The 18,964-nt window shown below is 68.0% G+C and carries 24 protein-coding genes; 12 read left to right on the forward strand and 12 right to left on the reverse strand.

What is annotated here, in order from left to right:
* Both AOK01_RS41825 and AOK01_RS30770 read right to left on the reverse strand, forming a co-directional pair.
* Positions 1–106: DUF397 domain-containing protein (locus tag AOK01_RS41825; protein WP_157871545.1), on the reverse strand; the 106-nt coding region annotated here is incomplete at its 3' end.
* 10 nt (positions 107–116) lie between these two features.
* The gene (locus tag AOK01_RS30770) at positions 117–998 is read right to left on the reverse strand and encodes a helix-turn-helix domain-containing protein (RefSeq protein WP_055517412.1); all 882 of its coding nucleotides are present in this window, start codon (positions 996–998) and stop codon (positions 117–119) included.
* Between the two features lie 242 nt (positions 999–1,240).
* Between AOK01_RS30770 and AOK01_RS30775 the strand changes: the two genes are divergently transcribed.
* Both AOK01_RS30775 and AOK01_RS30780 read left to right on the forward strand, forming a co-directional pair.
* The gene (locus AOK01_RS30775; protein WP_055517413.1) at positions 1,241–1,672 is read left to right on the forward strand and encodes an ATP-binding protein; all 432 of its coding nucleotides are present in this window, start codon (positions 1,241–1,243) and stop codon (positions 1,670–1,672) included.
* A gap of 130 nt (positions 1,673–1,802) precedes the next feature.
* A complete protein-coding gene (locus AOK01_RS30780) occupies positions 1,803–2,474 on the forward strand; it encodes a Uma2 family endonuclease (RefSeq protein WP_055517415.1) in 672 nt (223 codons plus the stop codon).
* Between the two features lie 3 nt (positions 2,475–2,477).
* Here the strand turns inward: AOK01_RS30780 and AOK01_RS30785 are convergent, their stop codons facing one another.
* Complete coding sequence (locus tag AOK01_RS30785) at positions 2,478–2,732, reverse strand: hypothetical protein (RefSeq protein WP_055517418.1); 255 nt, start codon at positions 2,730–2,732, stop codon at positions 2,478–2,480.
* Between the two features lie 37 nt (positions 2,733–2,769).
* Entirely contained in the window at positions 2,770–3,021 is a 252-nt protein-coding gene (locus tag AOK01_RS30790; protein ID WP_055517419.1) for a hypothetical protein, read from the reverse strand.
* 377 nt (positions 3,022–3,398) lie between these two features.
* Here AOK01_RS30790 and AOK01_RS43780 point away from each other — a divergent pair, with 377 nt between their 5' ends.
* The gene (locus tag AOK01_RS43780) at positions 3,399–3,761 is read left to right on the forward strand and encodes a hypothetical protein (protein ID WP_157871547.1); all 363 of its coding nucleotides are present in this window, start codon (positions 3,399–3,401) and stop codon (positions 3,759–3,761) included.
* Between the two features lie 391 nt (positions 3,762–4,152).
* On the opposite strand, the gene AOK01_RS30800 is transcribed toward AOK01_RS43780, so the two are convergent.
* Genes AOK01_RS30800 through AOK01_RS30810 form a run of 3 tightly spaced genes read right to left on the reverse strand, consistent with a single transcriptional unit; the run spans position 4,153 to position 5,092 of the window.
* Positions 4,153–4,371 carry a helix-turn-helix domain-containing protein gene (locus tag AOK01_RS30800; RefSeq protein ID WP_245702483.1) on the reverse strand — a complete coding sequence of 73 codons (219 nt, stop codon included), beginning with the start codon at positions 4,369–4,371 and terminating at the stop codon, positions 4,153–4,155.
* Positions 4,368–4,880 (reverse strand): hypothetical protein, encoded by a 513-nt coding sequence (locus AOK01_RS30805; protein WP_055517422.1) that lies wholly within the window; start codon positions 4,878–4,880, stop codon positions 4,368–4,370. The genes AOK01_RS30800 and AOK01_RS30805 overlap by 4 nt, the downstream gene beginning before the upstream one ends.
* Positions 4,877–5,092, reverse strand: coding sequence for a hypothetical protein (locus AOK01_RS30810; RefSeq protein ID WP_245702484.1), 216 nt, complete (start codon positions 5,090–5,092; stop codon positions 4,877–4,879). Before AOK01_RS30810 ends, AOK01_RS30805 begins: the two co-directional genes overlap by 4 nt.
* Positions 5,093–5,334: 242 nt before the next feature.
* On the opposite strand from AOK01_RS30810, the gene AOK01_RS30815 reads away from it, so the two are divergent.
* From AOK01_RS30815 to AOK01_RS30830, 4 genes are all read left to right on the forward strand, one after another.
* The gene (locus AOK01_RS30815) at positions 5,335–5,784 is read left to right on the forward strand and encodes a helix-turn-helix domain-containing protein (protein WP_079103893.1); all 450 of its coding nucleotides are present in this window, start codon (positions 5,335–5,337) and stop codon (positions 5,782–5,784) included.
* Between the two features lie 23 nt (positions 5,785–5,807).
* Positions 5,808–6,188, forward strand: coding sequence for a hypothetical protein (locus AOK01_RS30820; RefSeq protein WP_055517425.1), 381 nt, complete (start codon positions 5,808–5,810; stop codon positions 6,186–6,188).
* A gap of 372 nt (positions 6,189–6,560) precedes the next feature.
* A complete protein-coding gene (locus tag AOK01_RS30825) occupies positions 6,561–7,616 on the forward strand; it encodes a substrate-binding domain-containing protein (protein ID WP_055517443.1) in 1,056 nt (351 codons plus the stop codon).
* 541 nt (positions 7,617–8,157) lie between these two features.
* Positions 8,158–9,195, forward strand: coding sequence for a helix-turn-helix transcriptional regulator (locus tag AOK01_RS30830; RefSeq protein WP_055517427.1), 1,038 nt, complete (start codon positions 8,158–8,160; stop codon positions 9,193–9,195).
* Here AOK01_RS30830 and AOK01_RS30835 read toward each other — a convergent pair.
* Both AOK01_RS30835 and AOK01_RS30840 read right to left on the reverse strand, forming a co-directional pair.
* On the reverse strand, positions 9,155–10,141 hold the full coding sequence (locus AOK01_RS30835) for a helix-turn-helix transcriptional regulator (RefSeq protein WP_055517428.1): 987 nt from the start codon (positions 10,139–10,141) through the stop codon (positions 9,155–9,157). The genes AOK01_RS30830 and AOK01_RS30835 overlap by 41 nt on opposite strands.
* Positions 10,138–11,124, reverse strand: a complete 987-nt coding sequence (locus tag AOK01_RS30840; RefSeq protein ID WP_079103895.1) for a helix-turn-helix domain-containing protein — start codon at positions 11,122–11,124, stop codon at positions 10,138–10,140. The genes AOK01_RS30835 and AOK01_RS30840 overlap by 4 nt, the downstream gene beginning before the upstream one ends.
* A 338-nt stretch (positions 11,125–11,462) precedes the next feature.
* Between AOK01_RS30840 and AOK01_RS30845 the strand changes: the two genes are divergently transcribed.
* The gene (locus tag AOK01_RS30845; RefSeq protein WP_055517431.1) at positions 11,463–11,798 is read left to right on the forward strand and encodes a hypothetical protein; all 336 of its coding nucleotides are present in this window, start codon (positions 11,463–11,465) and stop codon (positions 11,796–11,798) included.
* 150 nt (positions 11,799–11,948) lie between these two features.
* Here AOK01_RS30845 and AOK01_RS30850 read toward each other — a convergent pair whose 3' ends face one another.
* Positions 11,949–12,362, reverse strand: a complete 414-nt coding sequence (locus AOK01_RS30850) for a pyridoxamine 5'-phosphate oxidase family protein (RefSeq protein WP_055517433.1) — start codon at positions 12,360–12,362, stop codon at positions 11,949–11,951.
* Between the two features lie 197 nt (positions 12,363–12,559).
* Here AOK01_RS30850 and clpB point away from each other — a divergent pair, with 197 nt between their 5' ends.
* Together clpB and AOK01_RS30860 are read left to right on the forward strand one after the other, a co-directional pair.
* Complete coding sequence (clpB, locus tag AOK01_RS30855) at positions 12,560–15,205, forward strand: ATP-dependent chaperone ClpB (protein WP_055517445.1); 2,646 nt, start codon at positions 12,560–12,562, stop codon at positions 15,203–15,205.
* A gap of 92 nt (positions 15,206–15,297) precedes the next feature.
* The gene (locus AOK01_RS30860) at positions 15,298–15,825 is read left to right on the forward strand and encodes a type III secretion system chaperone family protein (RefSeq protein ID WP_055517434.1); all 528 of its coding nucleotides are present in this window, start codon (positions 15,298–15,300) and stop codon (positions 15,823–15,825) included.
* A gap of 57 nt (positions 15,826–15,882) precedes the next feature.
* Here AOK01_RS30860 and AOK01_RS30865 read toward each other — a convergent pair whose 3' ends face one another.
* Positions 15,883–17,085: a hypothetical protein gene (locus AOK01_RS30865; RefSeq protein WP_425424770.1), complete on the reverse strand. Its 1,203-nt coding sequence runs from the start codon at positions 17,083–17,085 to the stop codon at positions 15,883–15,885.
* Between the two features lie 108 nt (positions 17,086–17,193).
* Complete coding sequence (locus AOK01_RS30870) at positions 17,194–17,652, reverse strand: ATP-binding protein (protein WP_190851706.1); 459 nt, start codon at positions 17,650–17,652, stop codon at positions 17,194–17,196.
* A 230-nt stretch (positions 17,653–17,882) separates the two neighbouring features.
* On the opposite strand from AOK01_RS30870, the gene AOK01_RS30875 reads away from it, so the two are divergent.
* Entirely contained in the window at positions 17,883–18,797 is a 915-nt protein-coding gene (locus AOK01_RS30875; RefSeq protein WP_055517438.1) for a helix-turn-helix domain-containing protein, read from the forward strand.
* Complete coding sequence (locus AOK01_RS45510; protein WP_245702485.1) at positions 18,760–18,891, forward strand: DUF397 domain-containing protein; 132 nt, start codon at positions 18,760–18,762, stop codon at positions 18,889–18,891. The genes AOK01_RS30875 and AOK01_RS45510 overlap by 38 nt, the downstream gene beginning before the upstream one ends.
* The last annotated feature ends 73 nt before the right edge of the window (positions 18,892–18,964 follow it).

An 18,964-nucleotide genomic window follows, 5' to 3' on the forward strand; every position in this document is an offset into this window, starting at 1 on the left:
CGCTTTCGCGGAGGCGGAGGGTGCCGTCGGGGGCGGTGGCTATATAGAGGCAGTTGCCTTCCGGGCCGCCGCTGAAGGACGACTTCTGCCAGCTCAGTTCAGACATGTGGGCATCCCTAAAGGGTGTAGAGAAGATGCTGGATGAGGGCCAGCGAGTCCTTCACCGAGTGTGCTTCGGGGGCCAACGATACGTCGACGGGGGCGAGGGCACTTTCGGTCAGATGATCGAACAGCGCGGTGTACTCCAGTAGATCGCCTTGCTCCGTCAAATAGCGTGACCCCAGGGGTGCTTCAAGGACGACGGTGCCCAACTTCGGATTGCTGGGCACGAAATGAGCGAAGTTACCGCTGAGCGCCGCGTAAGCCTGGGCGCTGAACGGGTAGATCTGGATTGTCACATGAGGCAGCCGAGCCAGTTCGACAAGGCGCAGCAACTGCTCTCGTACGACATCGGCGCCCCCGAACCGCATGTGCAACGCCGCTTCGTGGATGACGGCGTGCACTGACGGTGGGTTGTCGAGTGTGAGAACGCGCTGGCGTTCCATACGGAACTGCAGGCCCTCCTCGATGTTGTCCAACCCCAGTTTGGGGCTGGCGAAGATGGCGCGTGCGTAATCGGCGGTTTGGAACAGCCCCGGGATGAACAGTGGTTCGTGTGTCCGGATGTGTACGGCCTCCGATTCCAACTCGGCCAGGTCGAGCGCGCCCGGGTCCCTGCGCTTTTTATGTGCGCTCCACCAGCCTCGGCCGCTCGCTTCGGACATGGCGACCAGTGCCGCGACATAGGGCTCGTCCGCGCACCCGTATACCTGGCACAGGTCGCGAAGTCGTTCTGTGACGATCGAGGTCCGACCCAGCTCGATGTGGCTGAGTTGACCACGGCTCATGCCAATGCGTTCGCTTGCCTCTCCGGCGCTCAATCCTGCCTGCTCGCGCAGCTGTTTGAGTTCGAGGCCGAGGCGACGCTGCCGTTCGCTGATAGTGGTCCGCAGTCCCACGTGTATCTCCTTGATGGTGTGCTCGGAGTCTGCCGCCTTGGCGGGAGTTGGTCCACCGCTTTCGAGTGATTCGGTTGCGCATAAGAGCCCGAAACCTCTACCGTCAGTGTCGGATCAGTCACTGACTGGAACCATTCAACTCCCCCTGCCCACAAGCCGACAGCGCACCCGCCCCTCCACCCAGGAGCGCGCGGGCACTGCCATCGCCGGGCTCGGGGCCCTCCCGACTGGAGCCGACGCCCATGGACCCTGCCCGTCGTGCCGCACACCGGCTCGATCAACTCGTCCACGAATACAGCCTGTTCGCCTCCGCAGACGCCACCTCTCCCCGCGTCTGCCGGGACTTCGTGCGGGCCGTGCTGTTCACTCACGGCCGTGAACCTCTCGTCATGCCCGCCGCGCTGTGCACCTCGGAGTTGGTCACCAACGTCCACCTGCACACGAAGGGCACCGCGATACTCCGAGTCCGCCTGAACTCGGCCCGCCTTCACGTGAGCGTCTTCGACGAGAGCCCCGATCCACCCGTCGTGGCACGGCCCGCCGCAGAGGCCGTCGCCTGCTGGGGGCGAGGGCTCGCCCTGGTCGAGGAGGTGGCGGACGCGTGGGGCGTCGCCGACGGCAGTTCGGGGCGGTACGCGAAGGGGGTGTGGTTCGAGCTGCGGTCGGGTGGGTGAGTCGTTTCTGCTTCGCTTGTTCGAGTGAATTGGCGAAGTTTCCGCAGGTGAGCCCATGTGGCTCCCTACTGTGATCGCGTTGCTTGTGCCGCGAGCACACCCAGCTCACACTTGAGGAGGTGACGCCACTATGACCGCTCTTGCACACGAGAGGCCCGAGACCATGACCGAGATCAGGACCGAGCCTCCGAACCTGTCAAAGAACGGGCCCAGCCTCGACGAGGTCCTGTGGCAGGCATGGGAGGCCATGGAACTCCCCGAGGGCTACCGAGCCGAGATCATCGAGGGAGCCATCGAGGTGTCACCCACCGGCCGCTACTCGCACAGCCAGATCATCTTCCTGCTCAAGGAGGAGCTGGGAGACTTTCTAAGGGGTGGTGATTTCGCGGTCAGGCAGGACACGAACGTCGTTCATGAAGGCTGCGTTTGGGTGCCCGACCTGTTCATCATTGCCAGGGACGCCGAGCGCTATGTGACGGACGACGAGCTCGGCCTTGCGGCTGCAGGCGTCCGAGTTGTCTTCGAAGTCGTTTCCCCGGGCAAGCGCAGCCAGGACCGTGACCGAGTCAAGAAGCGTCGCGAATACGCCCGCGCCGGCATTCCGGTGTACGTCGTCATCGACGACTACGACGCCCAGGGCACCGTAACCGTCCTCACCGAACCCCGCCCCGAGGAGGCCGACTGGGTAGGCGTTCACCGGGTGTCCTACGGCACCGAGGTCGCCATCCCCGAAGGCCCGGCCAAGGGCTTCGCCGTCACGGAGGCGATCACGGGCCCCGCGCGGGCAAAGAAAAGGAGGTAGTAGCTACCGGCCCAGCGACTGCCAGACCGTGAGCGCCAGGGCTAAGCACGACGTGGCCGCCGCGAGCGAGGGCAGCGGCCAGCGCGTGCGTTCCAGCGCCTCGATACGGGTCTCGTGTTCGTCGAGGGTCTTGTCGGTCTGGTCGGCACGCTGGAGAAGGAGCGCCAGGTCGCCCCGGGTGGTGGCGAAGCCGACGTCGACCGAGCGGCGCAGGCGTTCCAGCTCCAGGACGACCTCCTCGGTCTCGGTCGCTGTCATCGGGTACCTCCCGTGATCGTCCGCAGCGCATCGGTCATCATGACGCTCCTCGTACTCCTCGTACTCCTCGTGCGTGTTTCTTGTGCTTCTCGTGCTTCGCCTTGTGGACCGGAGCGGGCGCGAGTTGCGTCCAGATACTGCCGGTGTAGTACCAGTACCGCTTCGGTGTGCTGAGCCGGCAGATCATGCCCGCCACCGGGGCGGTCACCTTGATGTCCCGGGCGGTGCTGACGGCGAACCGCAGCACGGTGCGGCCGTCCACGGCCTCGGCGAGTGACTGGATGTGCATGGGTTGTCCGCCGCTCCGGCCGGCTGCGGATACGGGAGACTGCCGAGCAGAGTGAGCAGGGCCATGACGGCACCACGCTGCAATGGAACTGGCCTTGCAATCTTTTACGGTCTTGACCAGTTCATCCAGGCCGAAGCCTGTCGACTTGGCCCAGATATCGACCTGGGACGGTTCTTCTTTCGGCTCCTCTTTGTGCTTCTTCTTCGAGTTCACTTCGAGTTCCTTTTTATGGAATGCTGAGTCATGCGCAAACCTTCTCCAACTTCCAGCCTCGGATGCAGATCGAGCCTTGACGCAGGCATGCCGAAGGCTCAACAATGGGTCGTTTCACGTCCGAGTGGGGGTTCTGTATGTACGGTCCTGCGATACCTGTCGTCATGTTGACGGCTCTGGCCTTCTGGTTCTCCACCACGGTTTTCCGGCGAGGTAGAGCATTAAGAAAGCGCGGCGTACGCATTGCCGCGAAATGCGTGAACAGGGAACGGGATGCAAAGGGCATCAGCAATCTTACGATGCAGTTCACGGCGGAGGACGGCAGGAAGCTGCAGGTGAAGGTGGGGCCCTTCAGGAAGCCGCCTGCCCTCGTAGGGGGAATCATTGATGTGGTCTATGACCCTGCTGACCTGTCCAATGTCGAAATCCCGGGCAATGTGATGACTGGAAGGATGTCCCTGCCGACGGCCGTCCTTTCCGGTCTGGTGCTCGCCTTCTCGCTGCTCATGCTGTTCTTCGGCGCCTGAAACCGTGAAGAGCCCTCGGAGGGTGATCAGAGACGGATCAGAGGAAAACTCCAGCGGTTCGCTGTCCTCGTTCCGGCTGATCGTCGCGAACACGCTCCCCTGGGGAGACGGGTTTTTCCGGGGATCTCCGAGGAGAACTCCCAGGAAGCCAAGGGAAGCCACGGGGAGTCCTGGGAGGCTCGGGGGATCTCCGGCGTCGTTGCCCGGGGTTTCCGGGCAACACAAAGCGGCAGGTCCGCCGCCCGTCCTCCGGGCGCAGCTCTGCCGCTGCATCCAATGTGACACTGGTCGGGGAAACGTGCAACTGGCTTATGCCGTACGACTATGTGGGCATGACGGATGAGGGGTACCGCCGCGTTGTGCGGCGGGACCCCTCGCCCGTACTGCGGGATCAGCGGTCGTGGCGGCGGGCGCGGTACGCCGTCCGCTCGGCCGCGAAGACGTCCTCCAGGCGGAAAAGACGTCGTCGGCCTTGTGTGCCCGCGGACCTCAGATGGCCGCGCTGCACCCACTTGCGGATGGTCGCGGTCGTGACGCCGGCCTCGTCGGCGGCCAGTTCAGTGGTGATCAAGGGGGTGTCGGTCGAGGGGGCCTGTGGGGCTCTGTTCACGAACGATCGGTCTCCAGTACCCGTCGACACGCGGGATTGACGCATCTGATCTCGGCCCGTTCCGGGAGCGCCCGCAGTGAGACGCAGTCGCAGGCGGGGCAGCGGCCGGGCAGCCGTACGAGTTGCTCCGGGTCGCCGAGCGCGCGGGCGCAGCGCGCGGCCATCCGCCGGGTCTCGTCCTCGACGTGCGGAGCGAGGAGCGGGTCGGCGGCGACGCGGTCCAGCAGTCCGGCGATACGGCGCAGCCGTACCGGTACGGAGGCCGGGGGCACCGGTCGCAGACCGAGCCGTTCACGTACGGCCTCTTCCAGCTCGACGACTCCGTCGGTGATGTCCCGTACGGCGTCGGAGACGTAGAGGCGGACCGGGGCGGTCGTACCGCCGACAGGCCCACCGCCACGCCGCTCCCGCAGCGCCCCGCGGCCCGAGGGGGACAACTCGTCGACGAGGTCCGGCCACCGGCGGACGAGCGAGGCGATCCACGCGGCTCCAGCGCGGTCGTCACTCATCGGGTGACCTCGCGTCCGTTGCGCCACAGGCGGCCACCGCCGAGCCCGTCGAACCAGGTGTGCGAGGGGTCGACGACAGCCTCGCACCGCTTACGGATCGGGCACCGGTCGCAGGCGCGTAATACGGGTTCGGCCTCGGCGGGGACGCGGGTGAACACCGAACTCTCGGACAGGTGGGCGCAGGCGGCCTCTCTGGACGGCTGGTCGGGCACGTGCAACCCCTCCTCATGTATGGGAACATACGTTCGATAGTTGCGAACGAGCGGACAGGGTCGCATGTTGCGAGCACGTACGCAAGTGGTTACGTTCCGTGAACGGTGGTCCGATGACTGGCCGTCAATCCGTCCTGAGCTGGGAGGAGTTGCCGAATCTCCACAGTTACGCGCGAGCGCGCACACACCTTGGTGCGGGTGCGATCGGTACGCTGCCCGGGCGACGAGGGGAGAGCGGACACATGGCGTCGAGCTCACGGGCCGGGGCCCGTACCGACCAGACGTACCGGGCCGCCGGGCTTGCGGAGTTCGCCGGCTGGATCGAGGAACTGCTGCGCGCCCGGGGCTACGACATCGACAGCCCGCGCGGCGGGGGCCGTTCGAAGCTCGCCGACGACGCGGGCGTGCACCGGGCCGCCGTGAGCCGGCTGCTCCAGCGGCAGTCCATGCCCGACCTGGAGACGATGCGGCGCATCGCGGCCGTACTCGGCGTACCCCTGCGGGAGATGCTCATCCGCTCGGGCCGGCTGACCGAGGACGATCTGCCGCTCGCCGGCGGAGGGCGCCCCGCGGACGGCGAGGACCACCTGCGGCTCAGCCCCGAGGAGGCCGCCCGCCGGATGGGCGTTCCGCCGGAGCTGCGGGAGCTGTTCGCCAAGGTGGCGCGGCAGTTCCTGCCGGAGGGCGGCTGACGGCGAAGGGACCGGAGCACGGCATGGGTGACCCAGGTGGTGGCAGTGGTGGCAGCGGCGGTGGCGGTGGTGGCGGTGGGGCCGAGGCGCGGCGCGTCGCCGGGCTCGTCGGTGAACTCCTCGGCGCACTGGCCGAGAAGGTCCGCTCGGCGGGCCCGGACTCCGTCCGCGTGCTCACCGAGGAGGAGCTCCAGCGGCACCAGCTGAGCTGGTTCCGCGCGGGCTGGGAGGAACACGCCCGCGCCTCCGGCGAGGAGGACCTGGTGGGCCCGGACCGCCCACCGGCCCGCCTCCTCCCCTTCCCCGAACGCCCCGCGGGCCATGAAAGCGCACCGGGCCACGAACGCGTACATGACCATGAGCGCGCACCGGATCCCGGACCCTTACCGAACGACGGGCCCTGACGGCGACGGACCGGACTCGACCGTGGCCGACGGGACCCGACGATGGCCGGGTGGGGCTGAGCGAGGGCTGAGGGGGCCGGCGTTCCACTGGCCGGACGTTCGACTGGCCGGACCGAGCCTGGTGGAACCCCGCGAAAAAGGCGTGGGCGCTGTGGATTGTCACCCTGCGGATCTGCCCGACTTCACCCCGGTCTCTTCACAGGTTTCCGTTGCGAGGTCGTTAGCCGTAACTCCTTGACGCCTCGGGCACCCCCGCGTTGGCTTTTTGTCACCTGGGCCCGCACTGTCGCCCTCGTCCGGAAGGCACCTGAAGTGAACCGCGCCATACGTCGTACCGCTCGTCGTACCGCTCTGGCCATCGCCGCCTCCTCCATGACCCTGACCCTTGCCGCATGCGGCAGCGGGGACGACGGCGCCGACGCGAAGCCAACCAAGGGCGACGACATCACGGTGGGCCTGCTGCTGCCGGAGAAGGCGAACTCCCGCTACGAGAAGTTCGACCACCCCATCATCAAGGACAAGATCAACACGCTGACGGACGGCAAGGGGAAGGTCGTCTACGCCAACGCCGAGCAGGACGCCGCCGTGCAGAACCGGCAGCTCGCGAAGATGGTGGACGACAAGGTCGACGTGCTCCTTGTGGACGCCGTGGACGCCCACGCCATCGCCTCCGGAGTGAAGAAGGCCAAGGCCGCCGGGATTCCCGTCATCGCGTACGACAGGCTGGCCGAGGGCCCGATCGACGCGTACATCTCGTTCGACAACGAGGAGGTCGGACAGGTGCAGGGCCGGGCCCTCGCCGACCGGCTGGACGGCAGCAAGTCCCAGAAGATCGTCATGATGAACGGCGCGGTGACGGACCCGAACGCCGCCCAGTTCAAGGCGGGTGCCCTCGGCGAACTGAAGGGCAAGGTGACCGTCGCCAAGTCGTACGACACCAAGGAGTGGAAGCCGGCGAACGCGCGGGCCAACATGATGGCGGCCATCTCCTCCATCGGCGTCGACAACATCGCCGGGGTGTACTCCGCCAACGACGGTATGGCGGGCGGCATCATCTCGGCGCTCAAGGCCGCCGGTGCCACCAAGCTGCCGCCGGTCACCGGCCAGGACGCGGAGCTGGAGGCGGTGCAGCGCATCCTCAGCGGCGACCAGTTCATGAGCGTCTACAAGCCGTACCCCGAGGAGGCCGAGACCGCCGCCGAGGTGGCTGTGGCCGTGGTCCGCGGCTTCGGCATCGAGTTCGACTCGCTCACCCCCGACAAGGTCTCCAGCCCCACCGACAAGAGCATTCCGGCCAACCTCGTCCAGGTCTCCTCCCTGACCCGGAACACCATCGAGTCGACGGTGATCCAGGACAGCATCTACACGGTCGAGGAGATCTGCACGGACAAGTACAAGGCGGAGTGCGACTCGCTCGGCATCAAGTAGCCGCACCCCGCACTCGTAACCGCACCCCGCTCGCACCCCGCTCGTATCCCGCACTCGTATCCCGCACCCGGGACGCGTACCGGAGGTGCGTACCGGTGGCGTGCACTGGAGGCGTGCACTGGAGAGGCATGTCCGGGGCGCGCGTCCCAGGCGCGCGCCCCCTGGCCGAAGTTCGGCCGGTTCCGTCGGGTGGGGTGCCCTCAGACTCCGCCCGCCGCCGGTCCACCGCCGGCCCGGCGGCCCGCCCCGCACGTCGGTCCACGTGTACCGGGCACCTACGTTTCGCGTGGCCTGACGTCGGACGCTGCCCGGATACGGCGGCCATTCGACGGCTTCCGGCAGCTCACGGGGGCGACGCGCCCCGCGCGCGTGACTGTGCCACCGGCACCTTCGGCTTGCTGCAACGAGTCATACGGAGGAGGGACCAAAGGTGGCCCAAGTGGTGCGATAAGGGGCATGGGAACGGGGAAGCCGTGTTGCGGAGCCGGGGGACGCCGCGCATAGTTGCGCTGCGGAAGAGGCTGGAACCGGGGGTTGGGCAATGGCCGGGCACAGGACGGAAGCGCATCCGCACGGTGCTGACCGCCTGTGCGATGCCGGAGACCGGGTCTACTCCCGGGCGGTACGACGCGGCCGCGTGTCCAGGAAGGACGCCGAGACGGTGCCCTGTCTGGTCGAGCTCGCGCTGCTGCACCCCGACCCGGACGACATGGGCTGGCTGGTGCCCACCTCGCCGCAGGAGGTCATGACGCGCCTGCTGCGGGAGATGCACGAGCACGTCGTCGCGACGCAGTCACGCATGGGCAAGGCGGTGTCCGCCTTCGAGTGGTACGCGGCGCTCGGCGGCAACGCGCGCTCGCCCGCCGAGGGAGCGGCGATCCGGGTGCTCGACGGACTGCCCCGCATCCGTGCCGCGATGGACGAGGCGACCGAGGCCTGCACGTCCGAGGTGCTGGCCGTCCAGCCGGGCGGCATCCGCCGCGAGGACGAACTCTCCGAGGGCCTGCACCGGGCGCTCGCGCTGCGCCGCCGGGGCGTTCGCATGCGCGATCTGTACACGCACGTGGCCCGGCACGGGCAGGGCCTGCTGAACTACATGGAGCTGATGGAGGAGGCGGCGGAGGCCCGCACCCTCGACGAGGTCACCGAGCGGCTCATCGTCTTCGACCGCACGGTCGCGTTCATCCCGGCCAGCCCCGACCGCACGGTCGCGCTGGAACTGCGGCACCCGGCGCTGGTGGGCTACCTGGTCACCGTCTTCGAACGGCTCTGGCGCCTCGCGATCCCCCTCACCGCACCCCTCCCGGACACGGGCATCGACGGCATCACCCATCGCGAACGCTCCATCGCGGCACTGCTCGCGGAAGGACACCAGGACGCGGTGGTCGCGGAACGGCTGGGCATCAGCGTCCGCACATGCCGAGCGCACATAGCCCGGCTCTCGGAAACGCTGGGCGCCGCCAGCCGTACGCAGCTGGGGGTGCGGATCGCCCAGGCGGGGCTCGACGACCCTCCGCGCTTCCCGGAACTCCAGCCGCTCACCGCTCCTGATCGTCCAGAATCCCCGACCGGCCGATGAGGTAACCGAGCTGGGCCCGGCTCTCACTGCCGAGGGTCGTGGCGAGTTTGGCTATGTGGACCCGGGCGGTGCGGACGTTCAGGCCGAGGCGCTCGGCGATGACGGCGTCGGTGTGACCCTCGATGAGGAGGGTGGCGATGGCGCGCTGACGTGGAGTGATGCCTTTGAGCGAGGGACGCTGGACTGCTTCGGGGTACATGGGCGTGGCCAGGCGCCAGAGGCGGTCGAAGACGGTGACGAAGTAGCCGACGAGGGCCGGGTGGCGGACTTCCAGGGCGAGGGTGCCGTCCTTGTCGGCGGGGATGAAGGCGATGGTGCGGTCGGCGACGATGAGCCGGTCCGTGAGTTCGTCCAGGGAACGGGTCTCGACGTCACCCTTCAGCCGTTCGTAACGAGCGAGGACGGTGAGTGAGTGGCGCACTGTGTGCTGGTAGAGGGTGCGGATCCGGCCGCCGCGGTCCAGCAGGGCCTGGTCGCGGTCCAGGGAGACGGCCTCAGCCTTTTGGCGGCGCTCACCGGTGTGGGTGTGGGGCTGGATGGTGAGGAGTTCACGGGACGTGTGGGCCATGGCATCGGTGATGGCCTGGTTGATCCGCTTCGAACCGCTGAGGACACTGATCGCCGGCGTGTGCGCAGGCGCCGTCTGGTGGCCGTCGATCCGCATCAGCGGCTCGAACGCCGCCGTCAGCCGGGCCTCGCGCCGTCGCTCGTCCGCTATGCGGTCCCCGGACTTCTGCAGCAACCGATGCAGGGCGACGACTGGCGCGACGGGTTCCAGGCAACTCGGATCCTCGACAGCCGGGTGCAGCAGCCCGAAGTCGACGAGGCAGGGGGCCTCGGCGGTGTCCGCACTGCGTACGCGCCCCTCGCGCAGGGCCCGTTCGTACAACTCCGAGCCCGCCGCACACAGGTCCTCCACGCTGTGTGCCGGGTGCGGAGCCGTCACTGCGCGGCGTCCTGCTTCAGGATTCCCGATTCGGCGATCAGATAGCCGAGTTGCGCCCGGCTGCCGCTGCCCAGGGCTGTGGCCAGCTTCGCTATGTGCGCGCGGCATGTTCGTACGTTCATGCCGAGTCGGCGGGCTATGGCCTCGTCGACGTGGCCCTCCACGAGGAGCTTGGCGATCGAGTGCTGGATGTTCGTGATGCCGTCGGGGGCGGTTTCGTACGGGGCGCCGGCACTCAGCGGGATGGCCCGGCCCCAGATGAACTCGAAGACCTTGATCAGGTAGCGGACGAGGCCCGGGTGGCGAAGTTCCAGGGCGACCTGCTGGTCGTCACGTGTGGGGATGAAAGCGACGGTCTCGTCGCAGATGATGAGACGTTCCACCAGCTCGTCGATGGTGCGGTACTCCACCTTGCCGTTGGAGAGCTGGGCCACGTAGGCCAGCTTCTCCTGGCTGTATCGGGCCGTGTGCTGGTAGAGGGTCCTGATCTTCACACCACGTTCGGTCAGGGGTCTGTCCCGTTCCAGGCCGTGGGTGAGGTTGCGTTCGGAGATGCGGTTGCTCGGCTGGATGGTGAGCACCTCGGTCTGGCACTGGGCCGTGGCCAGGTTGAGTGCCGCGTTGATCCGGTCGCCGCCCTCCAGCACCGTGATGGCGTGCGTGGGCGCTGTCGTCTGAGCGCTGAGGGCCATGAACGGCTCGAAAACATCCGTCAGTTCGATCGACAACCGCCGGTGCGCCGTGATTTCACGCTCTATGGGGTTGAGCCGCTGAGCCAGGGCGACCGTCGGGGACACCGGGCGCAGCCAGCTCGCGTCGTCCGGATCGGGGTGAAGAAGGGCGAACTCCATCAAGCAGGGAGCGGACTCGACCTCCTCGCGGGCGATACGTCCCGTACGGAGCGCATTCGCATAGAGGCGGCCGCCTTCCTCGCACAGCTCGGTCACCGCGTGAGGATGTGTCGGTTTATGCCTGTTCGCCATTAAATCTCCACCCCCCAGGGTCCTGAACATGCAGGAACATGATGCATCGATTATGTGGCCATGACGTGCCCGAATGAGCCATCGTCGTATCCGACGGGGGAAGAGGGACTTTCAAGTGAGGACGAAGCCGACTATGGGTAAGAAAATGCTTCGCTCGGTGCTTGTCACCATCTTCTCCGTCGTTGTGGCCTTCGGAGCACTGAATGGCCTCTCCGACGCGAAGGGCGACGTTCGAGCGGACACCAGTTGGCCGGCGGCTGCCGGGAACGCCGAGGTTGCTGTCCCCCCTGACACCAGCTGGCCGGTGGCTCCGATAGACGGCAGTATCGGGGGCTGACATGAGCACTCCTCCCGACGACCGGTCCTTCCGTAGAGAGATGGCCACGGCCTATCGCTCTGGCTGGCACTTCATCGACCTGGCCACCGCCATCCCCCACAGCGGTGACTCGTTGATGGTGACCGTCTTCGGAGAACCGGTCGTGGTGACCCGGGACGACGACGATGACGTACGGGCATACCGCTGTCTGCGACGGCCGCGGGGGGCGCCGCAGCCGGTACGGTGCGCCATCCGGTACGGAATGATCTTTGTGAACCTCGATCAGCGCGATCATCGGCTGGTCGAGCCGGTAGCCCCGGACATACGAACCATCTCAGCCACCCCCCGCAGCGCCTGACGCGATTCCCCCGTCGTTGTAAATCGCCCAGGCGCTTCCCCCCGCAGCGGCGTCACCGTGACCTGAACACGGTGACGCCGCTGCAGTTTCCAGGCATGTTCCAGGCTGCCCCCGGCATTGCGCAAGAGGGCCCGTCCGTCCTCGTCGATGTCAGTAGTTCCCCATCCCCGACGTCAGCGCGATCTCGATGACCACCCGGGCCGGATTGGGCGAGGGCGTCCTGCCGTAGCGCTCGGCGTAGCGGCGCACCGCGTCCGCGACCCGCTCGGGGTCCGTGGACACCGTCGCGCGCCCCTCCAGTGTCGCCCACCGCCGCCCGTCCAGCTGGCAGACGGCGACCGTCATCCCGTCGGCTCCGGCGGCCAGCACGTTCCGGACTTTCCTGCTGGACTTGTTGGTGATCACCCGAGCCAGGCGGGCCTCGGGATCGTATGTGACGCCGACGGGCACCACATGAGGCGTGCCGTCGGGACGGAGGGTGGTCAGGGTGCACAGATGACGTTCCCGCCAGAAACCGAGGTACGGGTCGTCGGGATCGTGCGAGTCCACGGGATGCGAGGCCATGCCCCGGAATCTAACGTACGCACCCGCCGAGCCCCTTGAGTGGAATAGACTCAACTTTGTGTACGTTGGTTGGGTCAGCCAACGCCGGAGTGGAGCACGCCGGAGCCGGAGTACACGTATGCGCGTACGAGTACGAGTGGTACGAGTACGCGCGGGGGTACCCGCACGAGCGTGAGTACGAGGAGGAGAACGCGAACGTGGACGCCGAGCTGACCAACAGGAGCCGGGACGCGATCAACGCGGCCAGCAACAAGGCCGTGTCCGCAGGTCACCCGGACCTGACCCCCGCGCACCTGCTGCTGGCGCTGCTGGAGGGGCAGGAGAACGCGAACATCATCGACCTGCTGGCCGCGGTCGAGGCCGACCTCGCGGCCGTACGGGCCGGCACCGAGCGCGTCCTGAGCGCGCTGCCCAGCGTGACCGGCTCCACCGTCGCCCCGCCGCAGCCCGACCGCGAGATGCTCGCGGTCATCGCGGACGCGGCCGACCGGGCCAAGGAACTCGGGGACGAGTACCTCTCCACCGAGCACATACTCATCGGCATCGCCGCCAAGGGCGGCGCGGCGGGCGACGTACTCTCCCAGCAAGGGGCCAGTGCGAAGAAGCTGCTGGACGCGTTCCAGAAGAGCAGGGGAGGGCGCCGGGTGACCACCCCGGATCCCGAGGGCCAGTACAAGGCGCTCGAAAAGTTCGGTACCGACTTCACTGCCGCGGCGCGGGAGGGCAAACTCGACCCCGTCATCGGCCGCGACCAGGAGATCCGCCGGGTCGTCCAGGTCCTGTCCCGGCGCACCAAGAACAACCCCGTCCTCATCGGGGAGCCGGGCGTCGGCAAGACCGCCGTGGTGGAAGGGCTCGCCCAGCGGATCGTCAAGGGCGACGTGCCCGAGTCCCTCAAGAACAAGAAGCTCGTCTCGCTCGACCTGGGCGCGATGGTCGCGGGCGCCAAGTACCGCGGCGAGTTCGAGGAGCGGCTCAAGACCGTGCTCGCGGAGATCAAGGATTCCGACGGGCAGATCATCACCTTCATCGACGAGCTGCACACCGTCGTGGGCGCGGGCGCCGGCGGGGATTCGGCCATGGACGCCGGAAACATGCTGAAGCCCATGCTCGCCCGCGGCGAACTGCGCATGGTCGGCGCCACCACCCTGGACGAGTACCGCGAGCGGATCGAGAAGGACGCGGCCCTGGAGCGGCGCTTCCAGCAGGTGCTGGTCGCCGAACCGAGCGTCGAGGACACCATCGCCATCCTGCGCGGACTCAAGGGCCGCTACGAGGCCCACCACAAGGTGGTCATCGCGGACAGTGCGCTCGTCGCCGCCGCGACCCTCTCCGACCGGTACATCACCTCCCGCTTCCTGCCCGACAAGGCCATCGACCTCGTCGACGAGGCCGCGTCCCGGCTGCGTATGGAGATCGACTCGTCCCCCGTCGAGATCGACGAGCTCCAGCGGGTCGTCGACCGGCTGCGCATGGAGGAGCTGGCCCTCGACAAGGAGACCGACGAAGCCTCCAAGCAGCGGCTGGAGAAGCTGCGCCGCGACCTCGCCGACAAGGACGAGGAACTGCGCGGTCTCACCGCCCGCTGGGAGAAGGAGAAGAAGTCCCTCAACCAGGTCGGTGAGCTGAAGGAGAAGCTCGACGAACTGCGCGGCCAGGCCGAGCGGGCCCAGCGCGACGGCGACTTCGACACCGCCTCCAAGCTCCTCTACGGCGAGATCCCCACCCTGGAGAGGGACTTGGAGGAAGCCTCCGAGGCCGAGGAGGAGGTCGCCAAGGACACGATGGTGAAGGAGGAGGTCGGCCCGGACGACATCGCGGACGTGGTCGGCTCCTGGACCGGCATCCCCGCGGGCCGCCTCCTGGAGGGCGAGACGCAGAAACTGCTGCGCATGGAGGAGGAGCTGGGCCGCCGCCTGATCGGCCAGAGCGAGGCCGTGCAGGCCGTCTCCGACGCCGTACGCCGCACGCGCGCGGGCATCGCCGACCCGGACCGCCCGACCGGCTCGTTCCTCTTCCTCGGCCCCACCGGCGTCGGCAAGACCGAACTGGCCAAGGCCCTCGCGGACTTCCTCTTCGACGACGAGCGGGCCATGATCCGCATCGACATGTCGGAGTACGGCGAGAAGCACAGCGTGGCCCGCCTGGTGGGCGCGCCTCCCGGCTACGTCGGCTACGAGGAGGGCGGCCAGCTCACCGAGGCGGTGCGCAGGCGCCCGTACAGCGTCGTGCTCCTGGACGAGGTGGAGAAGGCGCACCCGGAGGTCTTCGACATCCTGCTCCAGGTCCTGGACGACGGCCGCCTCACCGACGGGCAGGGCCGGACGGTCGACTTCCGCAACACCATCCTGGTCCTCACCTCGAACCTGGGCAGCCAGTACCTGGTCGATCCCCTGACGAGCGAGCAGCAGAAGAAGGATCAGGTCATGGAGGTGGTGAGGGCCTCGTTCAAGCCGGAGTTCCTCAACCGGCTCGACGACCTGGTGGTCTTCTCGGCGCTGAACAAGGCGGAGCTGGAGCGCATCGCGCGCCTTCAGGTCGGCCGCCTCGCGACGAGGCTCGCCGAGCGGCGGCTCACCCTGGAGATCACGGACGCGGCCCTTGCCTGGCTCGCGGACGAGGGCAACGACCCCGCGTACGGGGCCCGTCCCCTGCGCCGCCTCGTCCAGACGGCCATCGGCGACCGCCTCGCCAAGGAGATCCTCTCGGGCGAGGTCAAGGACGGCGACACGGTCCGCGTGGACGCCTTCGGGGACGGGCTGATCGTGGGCCCGGCGGCGGGCGCGGACACAGGATCGCCGGAAGGCCCCGGAACCGGTCCGGCACTGGGCAAAACGCTCTGAGCGGAATTCCGTCACCGGTGGGGGCGGGGGTTGTGAGCCCCCACCCCGGATGGGAGAGGATGGCGGAATCCGTACGAAGGGAAAATCAAACGGTGAGCATCGACCCGTCCTCGATTCCGAACTTCGGGGGCCAGCCAGAGCCGAACCCCGGCGGACCGGCGGGCCCCGTCGTCCCGGATCAGGACCTTGTGAAGCAGCTCCTGGACCAGATGGAGCTGAAGTATGTCGTCGACGACGAGGGTGACCTCGCGGCGCCGTGGGAGCAGTTCCGTACGTACTTCATGTTCCGCGGCGAGGACGACCAGCAGGTCTTCTCGGTGCGGACGTTCTACGACCGGCCGCACCAGATCGATGAGAAGCCCCAGCTGCTCGAATCGATCGACGACTGGAACCGGCGCACGCTGTGGCCCAAGGTCTACAGCCACACGCACGACGACGGCACCGTCCGTCTGATCGGCGAGGCGCAGATGCTGATCGGCACGGGCGTCAGCCTGGAGCACTTCGTGTCGTCGACGGTCAGCTGGGTGCGGGCCGCCATCGAGTTCGACAAGTGGCTCGTCGAGCAGCTCGGCCTTGAGCAGGAGATCGACGACGCAGAGAAGCCCGAAGAGGACGAGTAGTTCCCACTCGGAACACCCGGACTCACACCCGGACTCACACCCGGACCAGCATCGCACTCACAGCGGTCTTTGGGCGAGTACGACCAGATACGCCCCGTACGCGAACGAGAGCCCGGCCAGGGCGCCGACCACCAGGGTCGCGTGCCACGGCCGGGTTCTTGCGGTCCGTACCAGCGCGCACGCCAGCGGCAGCAGCAGTGGGAACGCCGGCAGCAGGAACCGCGGCTTGCACTCGAAGAAGCCGTCGCCGCCGGCCGCCACGAACAGCAGCACGCCCGCGTAGACCAGCAGCGGCAGGGGCGCGCGGTCCGCGAGCAGCAGCCCGTACAGCAGCAGCGCCGCCGCCACGATCACCATCGACACCGGGAAGACGAGCAGGTCGCCCTCCAGCAGCAGATGCCGTACGAAGCGCAGCGCGCCGAGGCCGAAGTCGAAGCGGGAGCCCCACAGCCGCTGCACCTCGAAGTACCCGCCGAGCAGATCGCCCTGCCGCCGCCCCACCCACAGCACGTACGCCACCCAGCCGAGGGGCCCGAGCGCCGCGCCCGTCCACAGCCTGTGGGTAACTTTTCCGCGCCGCCTCCAGACCTCGTACGCCGCCGCCGCGAGGACCGCCGCGGCGACCGCGAATCCGTTCGGCCGGGCCAGCCCCGCACACAGCGCGAGGGTGCCCGCCCACACCCAGCGGCCGGTGAGGACGGCGTACAGCGACCAGGCCGCGAAGGCGGTCAGCACCGGTTCCGTGTACGCCATCGACAGCACGACCGAGTGCGGCAGCAGGCCCCAGAGAAGGACGAGGGCGGTGGCCACGGCCCGGTCGTGCAGCCGGGCCCCGATCGCGTAGATCCCGCAGGCGGCGGCCCCGGCGGCCGTCCATGCGGTCAGCAGGCCCGCGCCGAGGCCGCTGAGCGGGGTCAGCTCGGTGACGGCCCGCAGCATGCCCGGATAGAGCGGGAAGAACGCCAGGTCGCTGTGGACGGAGTCGGCGTGGAAGTACTGGCTGCGCCCGTAGCCGTGCGCGGCGATCCCCAGATACCAGATGGAGTCCCAGGACCGCCCGAGCAGCAGAACCGGATGCCGGCCGGCCGCCCAGGCGGTCACGGCCACGGCCGCGGTGCCCAGCAGCCGGGCGGCGATGAAGAGCCCGAGGGCCGTTCCCATCGACGCGGTCGGCGCGGGGCGGGGCCGCCGGGCGCGGCGGGCGGCGGCGGGTGGCGTTGTGACGGCGGTGGGCGGCGCGAGGGCTCGTACGAGGGTCACACCCGAAGAGTGCGTTTAATTCGTGCCATTTACCAGCAAAACGCAGCCGGCTGGGCCCGGATCACCCCGTTTCCCCACAGTCGAGACGCGCCGGTAACCCGGGTTGGATCAACTGGCTGATGCTTCGATCGGCACCTCCGCCCAGACCGTCTTCCCCAGGGGCTCGCGAGGGGTTGTGCCCCAGCGCGCGGCCAGGACGTCCACCAGAAGCAGCCCTCTGCCGGACTCGCCCTCCGGGTACGACGAGGGCGGGGCCTCGGGTGGCCGCTTCGCGGAGGCGGCGTCGGCGACCTCGACGCGCACCAGGCCCGCGGTCTCGTCGCGGGTGAGCCGGAGTCCGAAGTCGTGCCCGGGGACCCGGCCGTGCCGCACGGCGTTCGCCGCGAGTTCGCTGACGACGAGGGCGACCGTGCACGACGCGTCCGACGTCGGCGGGTGGCCCCACTCCTCCATGTGCCGGACAGCGGCACGCCGGGCGAGCTGCGCACCTCGGGGACAGGAGGCGAACTGTGCGGTGAAAGCGGGGAGTTCGCCTCCCGTGTCGGCGAGTGCGACGGGTTCTGCCATCAGGGCGGTGCTCCGCCGCGACTCGTCTTCCGCGGTGGTTGTTCCTGTCGGCACGGCTGGTCCGTCCTTGTCTGTCGAGCCGAAGTGACCCGCTCTGTAAGCAAGTCATCACGTTCTGTACCCAAGAATCGACCGACCGATCTACGCTCGACAGATGACAGAGCATTACTTTTCCTCCCGTAAGAAACGGAAGTGACGTCTTGGCCAACGCAATTGACCCCAGTGCGTCGATGGCCGCGCTGTTCGGTTCGCGGGTACGCAGACTCCGTACGGCGGCCGGACTGACACAGGCCGAACTCGGCGCCCGGACGCACGTGGTGGGCACGCGGATCACGCAGATCGAGCGGGTGTCCGGGGCGAAGCCCACCCTTGCCTTGGCGCGAGCCCTCGACTCTGTCCTGGGTGCGGACAACATGCTGGTCGAGCTGTGGCCGTACGTGTATCGGGAGACCTACCCCGACTGGTCACGGAAGTTCATGAAGTACGCGGAGGACGCGGTGACGATTCGTGAGTACGCGGCCCATGTGGTCCCTGGTCTATTACAGACGAAGGGCTACGCGCGGGCGGTACTCAGCCTGGACGCGTTGCTCGGCAGCGAAGAACAGCTGGAAGAACGCCTCACCGCCCGGATGGTGCGGCAGGAGCGACTGGACTCACCTGACCGACCAGAGCTATGGGTGATTCTGGACGAGGCAGTGCTGAGGCGACCGATCGGCGGCGACACCGGGATGCGAGACCAGTTGCAGCGGCTGCTCGACGCGGCGGCATTGCGTCATGTCATCGTCCAGGTGCTGCCGTTCGCGCAGGGCGGTCATGAGGCGATGGGCGGATCCCTGACGGTCCTGACGATGCCGGACGGCTCACATGTGGCCTACACGGAGGGTGCAGACTTTGGCCAACTCATCGAAGAACCGACCGATGTAGACCGCTACAAGCTGATTTACGATCGACTCCAGGCGGCAGCCCTGCCCCCGCTCATGTCCCTTGACATGATCCGATCCGCGATGAAGGGCAACCACCATGGAACGAATGTCCCCTCCAGATCTGAACGGCGCAGTCTGGCGCAGAAGCAGCTACAGCAACCAGGCGGGCGGCAACTGCGTGGAGGTGGCCGACGAGTTCCTGACCGTCGTCCCCGTCCGTGACAGCAAGGTCCCGCAGGGCCCGGCGCTGTGCATCGAAGCCCCCGCATGGGCCGCCTTCATAGGCGAGTTGAGGGCCGGTCACCACCGTCACTGAGACGACCGGGCCCCGGCCGCCATCCGTCCTACGGGTCCGCCGGGCCCTTGTGCGCGAGGGTCCGGTGGGCCGC

The sequence above is a fragment of the Streptomyces aurantiacus genome (genome assembly GCF_001418335.1).
Taxonomy (GTDB): domain Bacteria; phylum Actinomycetota; class Actinomycetes; order Streptomycetales; family Streptomycetaceae; genus Streptomyces; species Streptomyces aurantiacus.

Coding starts and splice junctions, on each gene's coding strand:
- AOK01_RS30775 (WP_055517413.1), top strand. CDS start 1,241: ATGGACCCTGCCCGTCGTGCCGCACACCGGCTCGATCAACTCGTCCAC.
- AOK01_RS30780 (WP_055517415.1), top strand. CDS start 1,803: ATGACCGCTCTTGCACACGAGAGGCCCGAGACCATGACCGAGATCAGG.
- AOK01_RS30785 (WP_055517418.1), bottom strand. CDS start 2,732: ATGACAGCGACCGAGACCGAGGAGGTCGTCCTGGAGCTGGAACGCCTG.
- AOK01_RS30790 (WP_055517419.1), bottom strand. CDS start 3,021: ATGCACATCCAGTCACTCGCCGAGGCCGTGGACGGCCGCACCGTGCTG.
- AOK01_RS43780 (WP_157871547.1), top strand. CDS start 3,399: ATGTTGACGGCTCTGGCCTTCTGGTTCTCCACCACGGTTTTCCGGCGA.
- AOK01_RS30805 (WP_055517422.1), bottom strand. CDS start 4,880: ATGAGTGACGACCGCGCTGGAGCCGCGTGGATCGCCTCGCTCGTCCGC.
- AOK01_RS30815 (WP_079103893.1), top strand. CDS start 5,335: ATGGCGTCGAGCTCACGGGCCGGGGCCCGTACCGACCAGACGTACCGG.
- AOK01_RS30820 (WP_055517425.1), top strand. CDS start 5,808: ATGGGTGACCCAGGTGGTGGCAGTGGTGGCAGCGGCGGTGGCGGTGGT.
- AOK01_RS30825 (WP_055517443.1), top strand. CDS start 6,561: ATGACCCTGACCCTTGCCGCATGCGGCAGCGGGGACGACGGCGCCGAC.
- AOK01_RS30830 (WP_055517427.1), top strand. CDS start 8,158: ATGGCCGGGCACAGGACGGAAGCGCATCCGCACGGTGCTGACCGCCTG.
- AOK01_RS30840 (WP_079103895.1), bottom strand. CDS start 11,124: ATGGCGAACAGGCATAAACCGACACATCCTCACGCGGTGACCGAGCTG.
- AOK01_RS30845 (WP_055517431.1), top strand. CDS start 11,463: ATGAGCACTCCTCCCGACGACCGGTCCTTCCGTAGAGAGATGGCCACG.
- AOK01_RS30850 (WP_055517433.1), bottom strand. CDS start 12,362: ATGGCCTCGCATCCCGTGGACTCGCACGATCCCGACGACCCGTACCTC.
- AOK01_RS30870 (WP_190851706.1), bottom strand. CDS start 17,652: ATGGCAGAACCCGTCGCACTCGCCGACACGGGAGGCGAACTCCCCGCT.
- AOK01_RS30875 (WP_055517438.1), top strand. CDS start 17,883: ATGGCCGCGCTGTTCGGTTCGCGGGTACGCAGACTCCGTACGGCGGCC.